The 14,092-nt window shown below is 54.4% G+C and carries 16 protein-coding genes and 2 pseudogenes; 3 read left to right on the forward strand and 15 right to left on the reverse strand.

What is annotated here, in order from left to right; genetic code table 11:
- Positions 1–27: 27 nt before the first annotated feature.
- The 8 genes from fusA to fkpA all read right to left on the reverse strand — a co-directional run bounded on the left by fusA (position 28) and on the right by fkpA (position 6,044).
- A complete protein-coding gene (gene fusA, locus M8014_RS11265; protein WP_271282534.1) occupies positions 28–2,142 on the reverse strand; it encodes an elongation factor G in 2,115 nt (704 codons plus the stop codon).
- A gap of 95 nt (positions 2,143–2,237) precedes the next feature.
- The gene (gene rpsG, locus M8014_RS11270; RefSeq protein ID WP_106995162.1) at positions 2,238–2,708 is read right to left on the reverse strand and encodes a 30S ribosomal protein S7; all 471 of its coding nucleotides are present in this window, start codon (positions 2,706–2,708) and stop codon (positions 2,238–2,240) included.
- Positions 2,709–2,804: 96 nt separating this feature from the next.
- Entirely contained in the window at positions 2,805–3,179 is a 375-nt protein-coding gene (gene rpsL / locus M8014_RS11275) for a 30S ribosomal protein S12 (protein ID WP_003023654.1), read from the reverse strand.
- A 125-nt stretch (positions 3,180–3,304) separates the two neighbouring features.
- A complete protein-coding gene (gene tusB / locus M8014_RS11280; RefSeq protein ID WP_271282535.1) occupies positions 3,305–3,592 on the reverse strand; it encodes a sulfurtransferase complex subunit TusB in 288 nt (95 codons plus the stop codon).
- A 7-nt stretch (positions 3,593–3,599) separates the two neighbouring features.
- A complete protein-coding gene (gene tusC / locus M8014_RS11285) occupies positions 3,600–3,959 on the reverse strand; it encodes a sulfurtransferase complex subunit TusC (protein WP_271282536.1) in 360 nt (119 codons plus the stop codon).
- Entirely contained in the window at positions 3,959–4,345 is a 387-nt protein-coding gene (gene tusD, locus M8014_RS11290) for a sulfurtransferase complex subunit TusD (protein ID WP_271282537.1), read from the reverse strand. Before tusD ends, tusC begins: the two co-directional genes overlap by 1 nt.
- Complete coding sequence (locus M8014_RS11295; RefSeq protein ID WP_271282538.1) at positions 4,345–5,067, reverse strand: helix-turn-helix transcriptional regulator; 723 nt, start codon at positions 5,065–5,067, stop codon at positions 4,345–4,347. Before M8014_RS11295 ends, tusD begins: the two co-directional genes overlap by 1 nt.
- 164 nt (positions 5,068–5,231) lie before the next feature.
- Positions 5,232–6,044, reverse strand: coding sequence for an FKBP-type peptidyl-prolyl cis-trans isomerase (gene fkpA / locus M8014_RS11300; RefSeq protein WP_271282539.1), 813 nt, complete (start codon positions 6,042–6,044; stop codon positions 5,232–5,234).
- Between the two features lie 236 nt (positions 6,045–6,280).
- Here fkpA and M8014_RS11305 point away from each other — a divergent pair, with 236 nt between their 5' ends.
- A complete protein-coding gene (locus M8014_RS11305; RefSeq protein ID WP_271282540.1) occupies positions 6,281–6,502 on the forward strand; it encodes a protein SlyX in 222 nt (73 codons plus the stop codon).
- Positions 6,503–6,549: 47 nt separating this feature from the next.
- Here the strand turns inward: M8014_RS11305 and slyD are convergent, their stop codons facing one another.
- The 4 genes from slyD to kefG all read right to left on the reverse strand — a co-directional run bounded on the left by slyD (position 6,550) and on the right by kefG (position 9,807).
- On the reverse strand, positions 6,550–7,143 hold the full coding sequence (gene slyD / locus M8014_RS11310; protein ID WP_271282541.1) for a peptidylprolyl isomerase: 594 nt from the start codon (positions 7,141–7,143) through the stop codon (positions 6,550–6,552).
- Positions 7,144–7,237: 94 nt separating this feature from the next.
- Positions 7,238–7,438: a YheV family putative zinc ribbon protein gene (locus tag M8014_RS11315; protein ID WP_271282683.1), complete on the reverse strand. Its 201-nt coding sequence runs from the start codon at positions 7,436–7,438 to the stop codon at positions 7,238–7,240.
- A 12-nt stretch (positions 7,439–7,450) separates the two neighbouring features.
- A complete protein-coding gene (gene kefB, locus M8014_RS11320; protein WP_271282542.1) occupies positions 7,451–9,256 on the reverse strand; it encodes a glutathione-regulated potassium-efflux system protein KefB in 1,806 nt (601 codons plus the stop codon).
- A complete protein-coding gene (kefG, locus tag M8014_RS11325; protein WP_472924512.1) occupies positions 9,256–9,807 on the reverse strand; it encodes a glutathione-regulated potassium-efflux system ancillary protein KefG in 552 nt (183 codons plus the stop codon). The genes kefB and kefG overlap by 1 nt, the downstream gene beginning before the upstream one ends.
- 124 nt (positions 9,808–9,931) lie before the next feature.
- On the opposite strand from kefG, the gene M8014_RS11330 reads away from it, so the two are divergent.
- Together M8014_RS11330 and M8014_RS11335 are read left to right on the forward strand one after the other, a co-directional pair.
- On the forward strand, positions 9,932–11,836 hold the full coding sequence (locus M8014_RS11330; RefSeq protein WP_271282544.1) for an ABC transporter ATP-binding protein: 1,905 nt from the start codon (positions 9,932–9,934) through the stop codon (positions 11,834–11,836).
- A gap of 15 nt (positions 11,837–11,851) precedes the next feature.
- A complete protein-coding gene (locus M8014_RS11335) occupies positions 11,852–12,628 on the forward strand; it encodes a LysR family transcriptional regulator (protein ID WP_271282545.1) in 777 nt (258 codons plus the stop codon).
- 126 nt (positions 12,629–12,754) lie between these two features.
- Here M8014_RS11335 and M8014_RS11340 read toward each other — a convergent pair.
- The 3 genes and pseudogenes from M8014_RS11340 to M8014_RS11350 form a co-directional block, all read right to left on the reverse strand.
- Positions 12,755–12,958: pseudogene (locus M8014_RS11340) on the reverse strand (malonate decarboxylase subunit epsilon); the annotation flags it as partial.
- Entirely contained in the window at positions 12,958–13,575 is a 618-nt protein-coding gene (locus M8014_RS11345; protein WP_271282546.1) for a malonate decarboxylase holo-ACP synthase, read from the reverse strand. The gene M8014_RS11345 and the pseudogene M8014_RS11340, both read right to left, overlap by 1 nt.
- A 2-nt stretch (positions 13,576–13,577) precedes the next feature.
- A pseudogene (locus M8014_RS11350) lies at positions 13,578–13,807 on the reverse strand (AEC family transporter); the annotation flags it as partial.
- Between the last annotated feature and the right edge of the window lie 285 nt (positions 13,808–14,092).

The following is a 14,092-nucleotide window of genomic DNA, read 5'->3' on the forward strand; positions in this document are numbered from 1 at the left end:
ACGGGACTTAGATTTTAACCCTGCGGCTTATTTACCACGGGCTTCAATTACGGCCTGAGCAACGTTGTTCGGCGCATCATCATACTTCAGGAATTCCATGGAGTAAGAAGCACGACCTTTGGTCAGTGAACGCAGCTGAGTTGCGTAACCGAACATTTCAGACAACGGAACTTCAGCATGAATCTGAACGCCAGTAGCGTTAGATTCCTGACCTTTCAGCTGACCACGACGACGGCTAAGGTCACCGATAACGTCACCGGTGTTCTCTTCCGGAGTTTCTACTTCAACCTTCATGATCGGCTCAAGCAGAACTGGTTTCGCTTTCTTAAAGCCTTCTTTAAAGGCAAGAGAAGCAGCCAGTTTAAACGCCAGTTCAGAGGAGTCAACGTCATGGTAAGAACCGAAGTGCAGACGAACACCCATGTCAACTACCGGGTAACCAGCCAGCGGACCAGACTTCAGCTGCTCCTGGATGCCTTTATCAACGGCAGGGATGTATTCGCCAGGAATTACACCACCTTTGATGTCGTTGATGAACTCGTAACCTTTCGGATTTGAGCCCGGCTCCAGTGGGTACATGTCGATGATGACATGACCGTACTGACCACGACCACCAGACTGCTTAGCGTGTTTACCTTCAACATCGGTAACTTTCTGACGAATCGCTTCGCGGTAAGCAACCTGTGGTTTACCCACGTTAGCTTCAACGTTGAATTCGCGACGCATACGGTCAACGATGATATCGAGGTGAAGTTCACCCATACCAGCGATGATGGTCTGGTTAGATTCTTCATCAGTCCATACGCGGAATGATGGATCCTCTTTCGCCAAACGACCCAGAGCCAGACCCATTTTTTCCTGGTCAGCTTTGGTTTTTGGTTCAACAGCGATGGAGATTACCGGTTCAGGGAATTCCATACGCTCCAGAATGATCACGTGGTCCGGATCACAGATGGTATCACCTGTGGTCACGTCTTTCAGGCCGATTGCCGCAGCAATGTCGCCCGCGCGAACTTCTTTGATCTCTTCACGTTTGTTAGCGTGCATCTGAACGATACGGCCAAAACGCTCACGAGCCGCTTTAACTGGGTTATAAACGGTATCACCAGAGTTAACCACGCCTGAGTAAACGCGGAAGAACGTCAGGTTACCCACGAATGGGTCGGTAGCGATTTTGAACGCCAGTGCAGCAAACGGCTCATCATCGGTAGCGTGACGCTCAGCTGGAGTATCTTTACCGTCGTCCAGCATACCGTTGATCGCAGGAACGTCAGTTGGTGCTGGCAGGTAATCAATTACCGCATCCAGCATTGCCTGTACGCCTTTGTTCTTGAATGCAGAACCGCAAGTTACGAGAATGATCTCGTTAGCCAGCACGCGTGCACGCAGAGCAGTTTTGATTTCTTCTTCGGTCAGCTCATCGCCGCCCAAATATTTATCCATCAGCTCGTCAGAAGCTTCAGCTGCAGATTCAACCAGGTTCTGGCGCCATTCGTTTGCCAGCTCAACCATGTCAGCAGGGATGTCTTCGTATTCGAAGGTCACGCCCTGATCGGCATCGTTCCAGTTGATAGCTTTCATTTTCACCAGGTCAACAACACCGGTGAAACCTTCTTCAGCACCAATTGCCAACTGCAGCGGAACAGCAGTTGCGCCCAGACGGGATTTGATCTGACCAACAACTTTCAGGAAGTTAGCACCCATGCGGTCCATTTTGTTAACGAACGCAATGCGTGGAACTTTGTATTTGTTAGCCTGACGCCATACGGTTTCAGACTGTGGCTGAACACCACCAACTGCGCAGTAAACCATTACCGCACCATCAAGAACACGCATGGAACGTTCTACTTCGATAGTGAAGTCAACGTGGCCCGGGGTGTCGATGATGTTTACGCGATGCGGTTCATACTGCTTAGCCATACCAGACCAGAATGCAGTAGTTGCTGCGGAGGTGATAGTAATACCACGCTCCTGCTCCTGCTCCATCCAGTCCATGGTGGCAGCGCCGTCGTGCACTTCACCGATTTTGTGGTTTACACCGGTGTAGAACAGAATACGTTCGGTGGTAGTGGTTTTACCGGCGTCGATGTGCGCACTGATACCGATGTTACGGTAGCGTGCGATGGGTGTTGTACGAGCCATTTTATTCCTCGTTTGATTCTTAGGCGTTCAGATTAAGTAACCCAGACGGGCAACTTCGTAGAAGCGCCCATCTGTTGACTACAACTCCGAAGGGATTACCAACGGTAGTGTGCGAACGCCTTGTTGGCTTCTGCCATGCGGTGAACGTCTTCACGTTTCTTAACTGCAGTACCTTTGTTGTCTGCAGCATCAGAAAGTTCGTTCGCCAGACGCAGAGCCATGGATTTATCACCACGTTTACGAGCAGCTTCAACGATCCAACGCATTGCCAGAGCATTACGACGAACCGGACGAACTTCAACTGGTACCTGATAAGTAGAACCACCAACGCGGCGGGACTTAACTTCTACAGTCGGGCGCACGTTGTCGAGAGCGACTTCGAAAGCTTCCAGTGAGGTTTTGCCAGAACGCTGAGCCAGGGTCTCAAGCGCACTGTATACGATTGCTTCTGCAGTAGATTTTTTACCATCTACCATCAGGATGTTTACAAATTTTGCCAGCAGTTCTGATCCGAATTTCGGATCTGGAAGAATTTTACGCTGACCAATGACGCGACGACGTGGCATGGGAATACTCCGTTGTTAATTCAGGATTGTCCAAAACTCAAAGAGTTTAGTATGACATTAAGATAAATCAGTTTGGCCTTACTTAACGGAGAACCATTAAGCCTTAGGACGTTTCACACCATATTTGGAGCGAGATTGCTTACGGTCTTTAACGCCGGAGCAGTCAAGCGCACCACGAACGGTGTGGTAACGAACACCCGGAAGGTCTTTTACACGACCGCCACGGATCAGGATCACGGAGTGTTCCTGCAGGTTGTGACCTTCACCACCGATGTAGGAAGTCACTTCAAAACCGTTGGTCAAACGCACACGGCATACTTTACGCAGTGCGGAGTTTGGTTTCTTAGGAGTGGTGGTATATACACGAGTACATACGCCACGTTTCTGCGGGCAGGCTTCCAGCGCAGGCACGTTGCTTTTTGCAACTTTGCGAGCGCGTGGTTTGCGTACCAGCTGGTTAACTGTTGCCATTAAATAGCTCCTGGTTTTAGCTTTTGCTTCGTAAACACGTGATAAAAACGACCTCATACAATATGAGGACGCGAAATTTTAGGGCTACGCTGAAAAGGTGTCAAGAAATATACAGCGATCTGCGATCACCAGTTCATTTGACCGGTGTGTTGCACCGCAAGATTGACGAAGTCAGTATAGCTAACCACGTCAACTTTGGCTGAAATTTGACCAGCAAGGCCGCGGGCATCAATATCGTCTTTTAGCGCAGAGACTGTTATGGGGGCATTACTGAGAATATCAACAAAGCGGCTACCTTCTACCGCAGCGAGGACGCCATCCTGAATGAGCAGTAACGCGTCGCCCTCGTGCAGCATTCTCATCATACTGTCGATGTCACAATGCCAGGGTGAATGGCTCAGAGTGTGGAGCATGGCCGCCTCAGAATGTCAGAATGGTGTCGAAATGGGAGAGATGTTCACGTAGCACGTCGGGGGCAACCACCGTAGCGTCCAGAACAAAGGCCGTGTTCTCATTCAAACCCCGCGCCTGCAGTGAGGCCGCACAGACGTAAAACGTCTCGATGTCATACAGCGGCAGGACTTTAAAGGTCGCGATGTAGTCTCGCGCCAGCACCGCCTTTGGCTGTTGACCGGCCAGCAGCTGAAATACACCGTCCCCGGTAAAGAAGACGCCGATCTCCTCCGTCAGTGCAGAGGTCGCCAGCAGCGCATCCAGCCCTTCCCTTCCGGCGGATGTGCCGTGTGGGGCAGAGGTAAAGACAAAAGCAACGCGGTTCATCAGAATTGCACCATCCGATCGCAGGTCAATGCCGCTTGCGCCAGCGCGCCCAGTCCGCTAAGTGAAAATCCATCATTGAGGTTGGCTGCAGGTAAACCCAGACGTTTCGCTTCGCTCTCATCGTTCACGCCGCGTCGCAGCGCCGCCGCCACGCAGATGTGCAGCGCCACGTCGTGTTCCTGGTGCAACGCTTGCCATGCCCGTACCAGGTCGAACTCATCCGAGGCCGGAGACGTCAGTTGGTTGGCGTTATACACCCCTTCCCGATAAAAAAAGACGCTGACCAGCTCATGGCCCGCGGCCAGCAGCGCACGCGCAAACTGCAGCGCACTACTGGCCTGCTGCGTACCGTAAGCCGGGCCGGTAACCATCAACGCAAAACGCATTACTTTTCTTGCCCCAGGAAATCACCGCTTTTGAACTGGCGGATATAAAGATAGACCGTATGTTTGGAGATATTCAGACGGTCAGCGACCTGGTTAATCGCATCCTTGATGTCGAAAATGCCTTTCTCGTAAAGGTTAAGCACGATCTGACGATTCTTAGCGTTGTTTGACACATTGCGATCGGCATTAACCTCTTCAATGGTGAATTCCAGCGTCTGGGTGACCAGGTCTTCAACAGAGGAGGCGAAGTTGACCGAAGAGCCCACGTCCGGGGTTTCTGGCGGAATAAAGGTGTTCATAATCTGCGAGAACGGCACATCAAGGTTTATGTTGATGCACAGCAAACCAATCACGCGATGATCGCGGTTACGGATCGCAATCGTCTCAGATTTCATGAGGACGCCGCTTTTCGCGCGAGTGAAATAACATTTGGAGACGCTGCTGTCGGCGCCGGTCATGTCGTGGAGCATACGCAGTGCAAGGTCGGTGATTGGCGAACCAATTTTACGGCCGGTATGCTCACCATTGGCAATGCGGATGGCAGAACATTTCAGATCTTGCAGGGAGTGCAGAACGATTTCACAGTGGGACCCGATGAGCATCGCTAACCCGTCCACCACCGCTTCGTAGGATTTCAGAATATCGAAATCGGTCTGATCGAAAGGACGTTGATCCAGCAAATCAAGTTCACTGGTTTCATTGGTTAAAAGCGACCTGGTCATGAAAAAAACACTCCTTTTCAGGAGCCTGTCGGTATGCTTTCAGGGCAGGCTCATTATTTACACGGGCAACTAAATTAATACAGCGTAGGTAGCGCTTCCAGTGTTAATTATATCTGCACCACAATAAAAAAACCGCCGCCTTAAAGGCGGCGGTTTTTAGCGATTTACTTCTTGGCTGCTTCTGCTGCCGGAGCAGCGTCCGGCTTAGCGTCTGCTTTCGGCGCTGGCTTAATGTCCAGCAGCTCTACATCAAACACCAGCGTGGAGTTAGCCGGGATGCCCGGAACGCCTGTTTTACCGTATGCCAGGGCCGGTGGAATAACCAGCTTGATTTTGCCGCCTTTCTTGATGTTTTTCAGGCCTTCGGTCCAGCCAGGGATAACACCGTCCAGACGGAAGGAGAGCGGTTCGCCACGGGTATAAGAGTTATCGAACTCTTTACCGTCGGTCAGGGTGCCTTTGTAGTTAACGACAACGGTATCGCTGTCTTTTGGCGCATCACCCGTGCCTTCTTTCTCTACTTTGTAGAGCAGGCCAGTAGAAGAGGTTTTAACGCCTTTCTCTTTCGCGAACGTGTCACGGTAGGTTTTACCCTTCGTTTCGCTTTCTGCTGCGTCTTTCTCCATTTTCTCCTGAGCGGCGCCTTTCACGCGGGCTTCAAAAGCTTGCAGAGTTTGTTCGATTTCCTGGTCGGAGAGTTTGCTCTTATCGGCAAACGCATCCTGAACACCGGCGATCAGCTGAGTCTGATCCAGTTTGATGCCCAGTTTTTCCTGCTCTTTCAGAGAGTTTTCCATGTAACGGCCCAGAGATGCGCCCAGTGCGTAGGCTGATTTCTGGTCGTCATTTTTGAACGCTGCTTTGCTGTCTGCGCTTGCAGCAGGCTTCGCAGCAGTATCAGCAGCGAAAGTCAGCGGCGCATTCAGTGCGACGGCCATCGTGGTCGCCAGCAGCGTTACTTTAAACAGTGATTTCATCCATATCTCCAGGACCGGGGACTCTCACCCCGTGTTAAGCGTAAATGAGTTGCGTACTATAAAACGTTGTGGAACAAATCTACAGACAGACTCTCCCGATTCTCAACACATTTCAGACTATTTTTGTTTTAATTAGTTTCGCAGCAACAGGATGATTACTGCACGTGAGAGTAATCTCGGGTAATATTCGCCGCCGCGAACCCCAGAAGTGGGGCAACAGATAAACGAGGTGAATCATGCAAGATACTACAGTATTGGAAGCACGACTGGCTGAGCTTGAAAGCCGCCTGGCTTTTCAGGAGATCACCATCGATGAGCTGAACCAAACCGTCACCGCTCACGAGCTGGAGATGGCGAAGCTGAGGGATTTAATGCGTCTGTTGACGGAAAAAGTGAAAGCGACACAGCCATCGCACATTGCGTCGCAGTCAGAAGAGACGCCGCCGCCCCATTATTAAGACGTAAAAAAAGCGGGATATTCCCGCTTTTTTTATACCGGTCGGTATTAGTGACAGCCGCAGCCGCCATTACCGCCACAACCGCCTTTGCCGTGCTCATGTCCATGGTCATGATCGTGGCTATGGCCGTGACCACCGCAGCAGCCATCGTGGTCGTGATCGTGGTCGTGACCGTTCGCACCGTGAACGTGACCGTGAGCCAGCTCTTCTTCAGTGGCTTCGCGGATGGCAATCACTTCTACGTTGAACTTGAGGTTCTGGCCAGCCAGCATGTGGTTGCCATCAACCACAACGTGGTCATCTTCAACTTCAGTGATTTCAACTGGAACCGGACCCTGGTCAGTTTCAGCCAGGAAACGCATGCCAACCTGCAGTTCGTCAACGCCCATAAAGACGTCTTTAGGAACACGTTGAACCAGATTTTCGTCGTACTGACCGTAAGCGTCATTAGACGCAACTTCTACGTCAAATTTGTCGCCAACTTCATGACCGTCCAGCGCGTTTTCCAGGCCGGAAATCAGGGAACCGTGACCGTGCAGATAGTCCAGCGGCGCACTCACCGGAGACTCATCAACCAACACACCGTCTTCTGTACGTACCTGATAGGCCAGGCTGACCACCAGGTCTTTTGTTACTTTCATGATATCTCCTGAGCGTGGGAAAATTGCTGGCGCAGATTGTAACGGAAATCTGCACCCGTGTACCCTTTAGCTTAAAAAAACTCAGGGCATATCGCTAGTCTGGATGAAAAATGCCGATCACTTGCTCTTCTTTGCGGACATGCTCGCGCGCCGCTTTATCCGCTTCCCGCATCTGATGACCGCACTTAACACACTCAACAATATCGATATTGTTTTCCCGCCACATGGCCAGTGAATCTTGCACCTGACAGGCCGGGCATTTTGCGCCGGCGATAAAGCGTTTACGAATTGCCATCATTTAACCCCGTTATTCAAATTCATCCCAGCCATCCAGCTGCCGACGTTCCTGCTGCATCTCACGCTGAAAGATCTCTTCAAGCTCACGGCGCGCCTCCCGCACACGGGATATTTGCACCGTATCGGTATGCACCGGCATCAGCTCGCGCAGCATGCGCATATCCAGACGACGGAAGTGCAGCTGCGCGCGCTGGGCCTGATGCGGATGCATGCCCAGCGTCACCAGCGTTTTGCGTCCCAGCTCCAGCGCACTGGAGAAGGTCTCACGCGTAAACTGCTTAACACCGGCCTGCAGCAGCTCATGCGCCTCAACACGCCCCCGCGCACGGGCCAGAATATGCAGGTGCGGAAAATGCTGCTGGCAGATCTCCACCAGCTTCATGGTGTCCTCCGGCTCGTTACAGGTGATGACGATAGACTCCGCCGCCTCAGCACCCGCGGATCGCAGCAGTTCCACCTGCGTGGCATCGCCGTAATAAACCTTATAGCCGTACTTACGCATCAGATTTACCGCGCTGATATCGCGCTCCAGCACGGTAACACGCTTTTTATTGGCCATCAGCAGACGGCCAATTACCTGCCCAAAACGGCCAAAGCCCACCACAATTACCTGCGGTTTATCGTCTTCTACCCACGGCGCTTCATGTTCATCTTCAGCGGCGTTAAAACGGCGAGCAAGCCGCTTGTCAATAAGCTTCATCACCAGCGGCGTAGTCATCATCGACAGCGTGACGGTCACCAGCAGCAGCGCCATCTGATCATGCTGGAACAAACGTTGGGAGGATGCTGTGGAGAAGAGCACAAAAGCGAACTCACCCCCCTGACTTAATACCCCGGCAAATTGCGCCCGTTCCGCATGACGCAGGCCATACACCCGCGCCAGACCGTAAAGCACCAGCATTTTCACCGCGACCAGCACCGCCACGCTCATCAATACCCACAGGATGTGGGTATAAAGTACCCCAAGGTTCAGCGCCATACCGACCGAAATAAAGAATAGCCCTAACAGCAGCCCTTTAAACGGATCAATAGCGATCTCCAGCTCGTGCCGGTATTCACTTTCCGCCAGCAGCACCCCCGCAATAAAGGTTCCGAGCGCCATCGACAGCCCGAGCGCATCCATAAACAGCGCCGAGCCAAGGACCAGCAGTAGCGTGGCGGCGGTAAACACTTCGCGCACGCCCGAGGCCGCAATAAAGCGAAATACCGGACGCAGCAGATAACGCCCGCCCACCAGCATGCCCGCAAACGCCAGCACCTTGATGCCGATTTTCATCCAGTCGAAATGCTCGTCGCCCGACCCCGCCAGCAGCGGGACCAGTGCCAGCGCCGGGATCACCGCCAGATCCTGGAACAGCAATACCGAAAAGCCCAGCTGTCCCGCCTCGCTACGGTTCATGCCTTTATCGCGCATCAGCTGGAGCGCCATTGCGGTGGAGGACATCGCCAGTCCTATCCCACCGATTACCGCCGCCTGCCACGAGAAATCGGTCAGCATCAACAGTCCGCCGAGGATCACCGCGCTAAACAGTACCTGCGCGGCACCCACGCCGAAGATTGAACGGCGCAGCTGCCAGAGCTTCGCCGGGTTCAATTCAAGGCCAATAATAAACATCAGGAAGACGACGCCGAGTTCAGAGAAGTGGAGAATTTCGTCGACATCGCTGATAAATCCCAGCCCCCACGGACCGATGGCAATGCCGGCCAGCAGATAACCGAGTACCGCACCAATCCCCAGACGCGCGGCGACCGGCACCGCCACCACCGCAGCGAACAGAAACAGCACCCCTGCCAGTAACAGATCGGAACCTTCCATCAGCCACCTCCCGTCAGGGTCGGCGATGCCAGCCAATCGCCGTAGGCTTTGGCATGGCTGGCCAGCTCCTGCTGCTGCTGCCGACGCGCCCAGTAGATAATCATCGGACTCATCCAGTGCATGCGGCACATGGCCGCTGTCAGTTCAAACGGGCGTAAAATGTCGTTCATCGAATAGCGGTTAAGACCGTCGTGGCGGTAGGCGCTCTCCGGCTCGCCGGTGGTCACGACGTTACGCCAGTACTTTCCCGCCAGCTGATTTCCCCCTACTCCACTGGCGAAACCGCGGCTGAGCACGCGGTCCAGCCACTCTTTCAGCAACGCCGGGCAGCTATAGGTGTAAAGGGGATGCTGGAACACGATAATGTCGTGCTGGCGCAACAGTTCCTGTTCGCGCGGAATATCGATAAAAAAATCGGGGTAGTGCGCGTACAAGTCGTGCACCGTCACATGACTGAGCTGTAATGCCGGTTGAAGCAAAACCCGGTTGGCGACCGAGTCCTGAGACTCCGGATGGGCATACAGCAGCAGCACTTTTGCTGTCTGGGACATCATTCCTCTCCCGGGTCGTCATCACTGTTGTTTTGGGCTACCATGGCACACCCACGCGGCGCGTGGCGGCATATTTAACCTTATTATAATGACAACCTAACATAGTCTGAACATACGGCGCTCTATGATTGTTTTCTCCTCATTACAAATTCGGCGCGGTGTCCGCGTCCTGCTGGACAACGCGACAGCCACCATTAATCCGGGCCAGAAAGTGGGCCTCGTGGGTAAAAACGGCTGCGGTAAATCCACGTTACTGTCGTTGCTGAAAAACGAGATCAGCGCGGATGGCGGTAACTTCACTTACCCTGGTAACTGGCAGCTGGCCTGGGTAAATCAGGAGACCCCGGCCCTGAGCGTACCGGCAATGGACTATGTTATTGACGGTGATCGGGAATACCGCAAGCTCGAAGCCGAGCTGAATGCTGCCAACGAGCGCAACGACGGGCACGCCATTGCCAATGTCCACGGCAAGCTGGACGCTATCGATGCGTGGACCATTCGCTCCCGCGCCTCCACGCTGCTGCACGGTCTGGGCTTCAGCAACGAACAGCTTGAACGCCCGGTCAGCGATTTCTCCGGCGGCTGGCGGATGCGTCTTAACCTTGCCCAGGCGCTGATCTGCCGCTCCGACCTCCTGCTGCTCGATGAACCGACCAACCACCTCGATCTCGATGCGGTGATCTGGCTGGAGAAGTGGCTGAAAAGCTATCAGGGTACGCTGATTCTGATCTCTCACGACCGTGACTTCCTCGATCCGGTGGTAGACAAAATCATTCATATCGAACAGGAATCGATGTTCGAATATACCGGCAACTACAGCTCGTTCGAACGCCAGCGCGCGGTGCGTCTCTCCCAGCAGCAGGCGATGTACGAAAGCCAGCAGCAGCGCGTGGCCCACCTGCAGAGCTTCGTCGATCGCTTTAAGGCTAAAGCGTCGAAAGCGAAACAGGCCCAAAGCCGCATTAAGATGCTGGAACGTATGGAGATGATCGCCCCGGCGCACGTCGATAACCCGTTCCACTTCAGTTTCCGCGAGCCTGAAAGCCTGCCGAATCCGCTGCTGAAAATGGAAAAGGTCAGTGCGGGCTACGGCGAGCGCATCATTCTCGACTCCATCAAGCTCAACCTGGTACCGGGTTCGCGTATCGGCCTGCTCGGCCGTAACGGCGCCGGTAAGTCAACGCTTATCAAACTGCTGGCGGGCGAGCTTAACCCGGTCAGCGGCGATATCGGCCTGGCGAAGGGCATCAAGCTTGGTTACTTCGCCCAGCACCAGCTGGAGTTTTTACGCGCGGATGAGTCCCCGCTTCAGCACCTGGCGCGCCTGGCGCCGCAGGAGATGGAGCAGAAGCTGCGCGACTACCTCGGCGGTTTTGGCTTCCAGGGCGATAAAGTGACGGAACAGACCGCGCGCTTCTCCGGCGGCGAAAAAGCCCGTCTGGTGCTGGCGCTGATCGTCTGGCAGCGTCCGAACCTGCTGCTACTCGATGAACCGACCAACCACCTGGATCTCGACATGCGTCAGGCGTTGACCGAAGCGCTGATCGAGTTCGAAGGCGCGCTGGTTGTGGTCTCGCACGACAGACACCTGATCCGCTCCACAACTGACGATCTGTATCTGGTCCACGATGGCAAAGTCGAACCCTTCGACGGCGATCTGGAAGATTACCAGCAGTGGCTGACCGACGTGCAGAAGCAAGAAAATCAGCCTGCCGACGATGCAAAAGATAACGCCAACAGCGCCCAGGCGCGTAAAGATCAGAAACGCCGTGAAGCGGAACTGCGCACCCAAACCCAGCCTCTGCGTAAAGAGATTACCCGTCTGGAAAAAGAGATGGAGAAACTCCACGCCGCGCTTGCGACGGTGGAAGAGAAGCTCGGGGACAGCGGGCTGTACGATCAGGCACGCAAAGCCGAACTGACCGAGTGCCTGCAGGTTCAGGCCAAATCCAAATCCGGTCTGGAAGAGTGCGAAATGGCATGGCTGGATGCGCAGGAACAGCTGGAAGAGATGCTGCAAAGCGAGTAGAGGATCGGGAAGGTTATGACTATCGACATCACGAGCGATATCACGTTTCGCAAACTGAGTATTTTCATGACCTTCATGGAAAAGGGCAATATCGCCCGCACCGCCGAGACGCTCGGCCTGAGCGGTGTAAGCGTGCACCGCGCCTTGCACACCCTGGAAGAGAATGTTCGCTATTCTCAGACGATGGAAACCGTGCCGCGTCTGATTATGGGGATGAAACTGCGCCGTCCGGATCTGGAAATGGATCTGACGATGGGCTCGAACGACACCCTGCTCCATCTGCTTGACGAAGGCTCGCTGGACGCGATCCTGATCTCCATCTCCGAAAGCGATATCGACCGCAACACCCTCGAAGTGCTGCCCCTGTTCCACGACGATATTTTTCTCGCTGCACCCGCCTCCGCCAGACTCAACGGCAGCGGGCTGGCGGATCTGCGCGATTACAAAGATCAGAAATTCGTCTCGCTGGCGGAAGGCTTTGCGACCTACGCCGGTTTTCAGGACGCATTTCAGATTGCCGGTTTTGAGCCGGAAATCGTCACCCGCGTGAATGATATCTTCTCGATGTTAAGTCTGGTGCAGGCGGGCGTTGGCTTTACGCTAATGCCGGGCAGGATGAAGAAAGTGTATGAGAATTCCGTGCAACTGCTGAAACTGGCACAGCCGTACCAGATGCAGCAGCTGATCGCGATTGTCTTTGCCCGCAACCGCGAGCAGGACCCAAGCCTGCGTGCGTTAGCCGCAGAGGGCCGAATGTATGCCCGTAGCCTGGAGCAAAACGCTACGCTCTGAGACGCGTCGCCAGATGCACCGCCACGTCAACGCCGCTGCGCTCGACCGAAATCGCTTCACCGTCCCACGCAGCCTGTCGTGTCAGACACGTCAGCACACCGCCAGCCGCTAGGCTTTATTCGCTCCCTTCTCCAGCGCGCGCGTTGCAACGGTTGCGATCAGCAGGGAAAGTTGTACCGCGCGGGTGTGTTGCAGAGCGTCAGCAGAATCGAGCAAATCGGCTTCTGCGCCCAAAACCTCTCGGGCAACCGCCCGTTCCGTTCCCGGAAGGTTCTGCAGCATGCCCGCACGCTGCGTCCCCTGCCCCGGAAAAGTAAACAATATTTTCATCACGCCTCCCGGTTCCACGGGTCGGCCACCAGGCGCGGCTCCGTGTGCGTTTTCAGCAACGCTTTACCGTCGCGCAGCCACTCGTTCAGGGCAAAACCGCCTGCTGGCGTTTCCACCTGCGTGTCCACGCAGCACAGCGCATTGCGAAGTTGTTTCGCCCAGCGTTCCAGTTCTGCCGCCGGTAACCGCAGTGGCGCCCGGATCAGCAGATCGAGATTGCTGTCGGCATGAATCACCGGCACGCCTGTTGCCAGCGCATAACCAGTACTGCCGGTTACACCCCATGTCCACGGCCAAGGCTGCTGAGCGAGCTGAAACGCGACCTGTACCGGAGGCTGAGTAATAAACGGCGAGCGCAGCAGATCGGTTAAAGACACGAGATCTTCTGGCGATACCACGCGCGTCACACATGCGGGCTTCACCCGTGCGGCGGCGCATTGGTCGCGTTTCAGACCCCGCACACCGACGGGGATCCGCCCGTTTTCATCAGCATCACGCCGCACCACCACAGGCAACCCGGTATGCCACACGCCGTCCACCCAGGATTCGGTGACACCTTCCAGCGCGTCGCGCGCGGCAAGCCAGATTAGATCGTGCGGGCGTAATGTTGTGGTCATGATTACATTCCTGAAGTCAGCGAGATAAACAGCGGCAGCGACAGGATACACAGGACCGAGCTCAACAGCAGCACCGCTTCTGCATCAGGGGACTGCACGCCGAAACGGTTGCCGAGAGAATCACACCCAGCAGCGGGCCCATCACGATCGGTTTCTTAATAGAGCGCCACATCAGCACCGGCAGCATCGCCAGCGTCGAACCGCTGTTACTGCCTTCGGCACGCGCTTTTTCAGTGCGTCGCGTGTTCCAGACCCGGGCGGGTGTTTGCCCAGATAACATTATTAACCTCCTGATTCAGCACATCATTCTGATTTGCTTAACGCTGTGCAAAGTGTGCGCTCTGGTGAGAAAGGCATCAATTAAGCGTAAAGCGTAATCGTTAGCCTGAGAGTAATAATCGAGGTAAAGATTTATGATCGAGATCAGTTCACGTCGCGCGAAAAAATGTGTGAGGTAGCAGAAAGGGCTAAATCTGAGGTAAACGCCCCTCGTTTTTATAAACAGGGTACAATTCGG

The organism is Silvania hatchlandensis (genome assembly GCF_025564065.1).
Classification (GTDB): domain Bacteria; phylum Pseudomonadota; class Gammaproteobacteria; order Enterobacterales; family Enterobacteriaceae; genus Enterobacter; species Enterobacter hatchlandensis.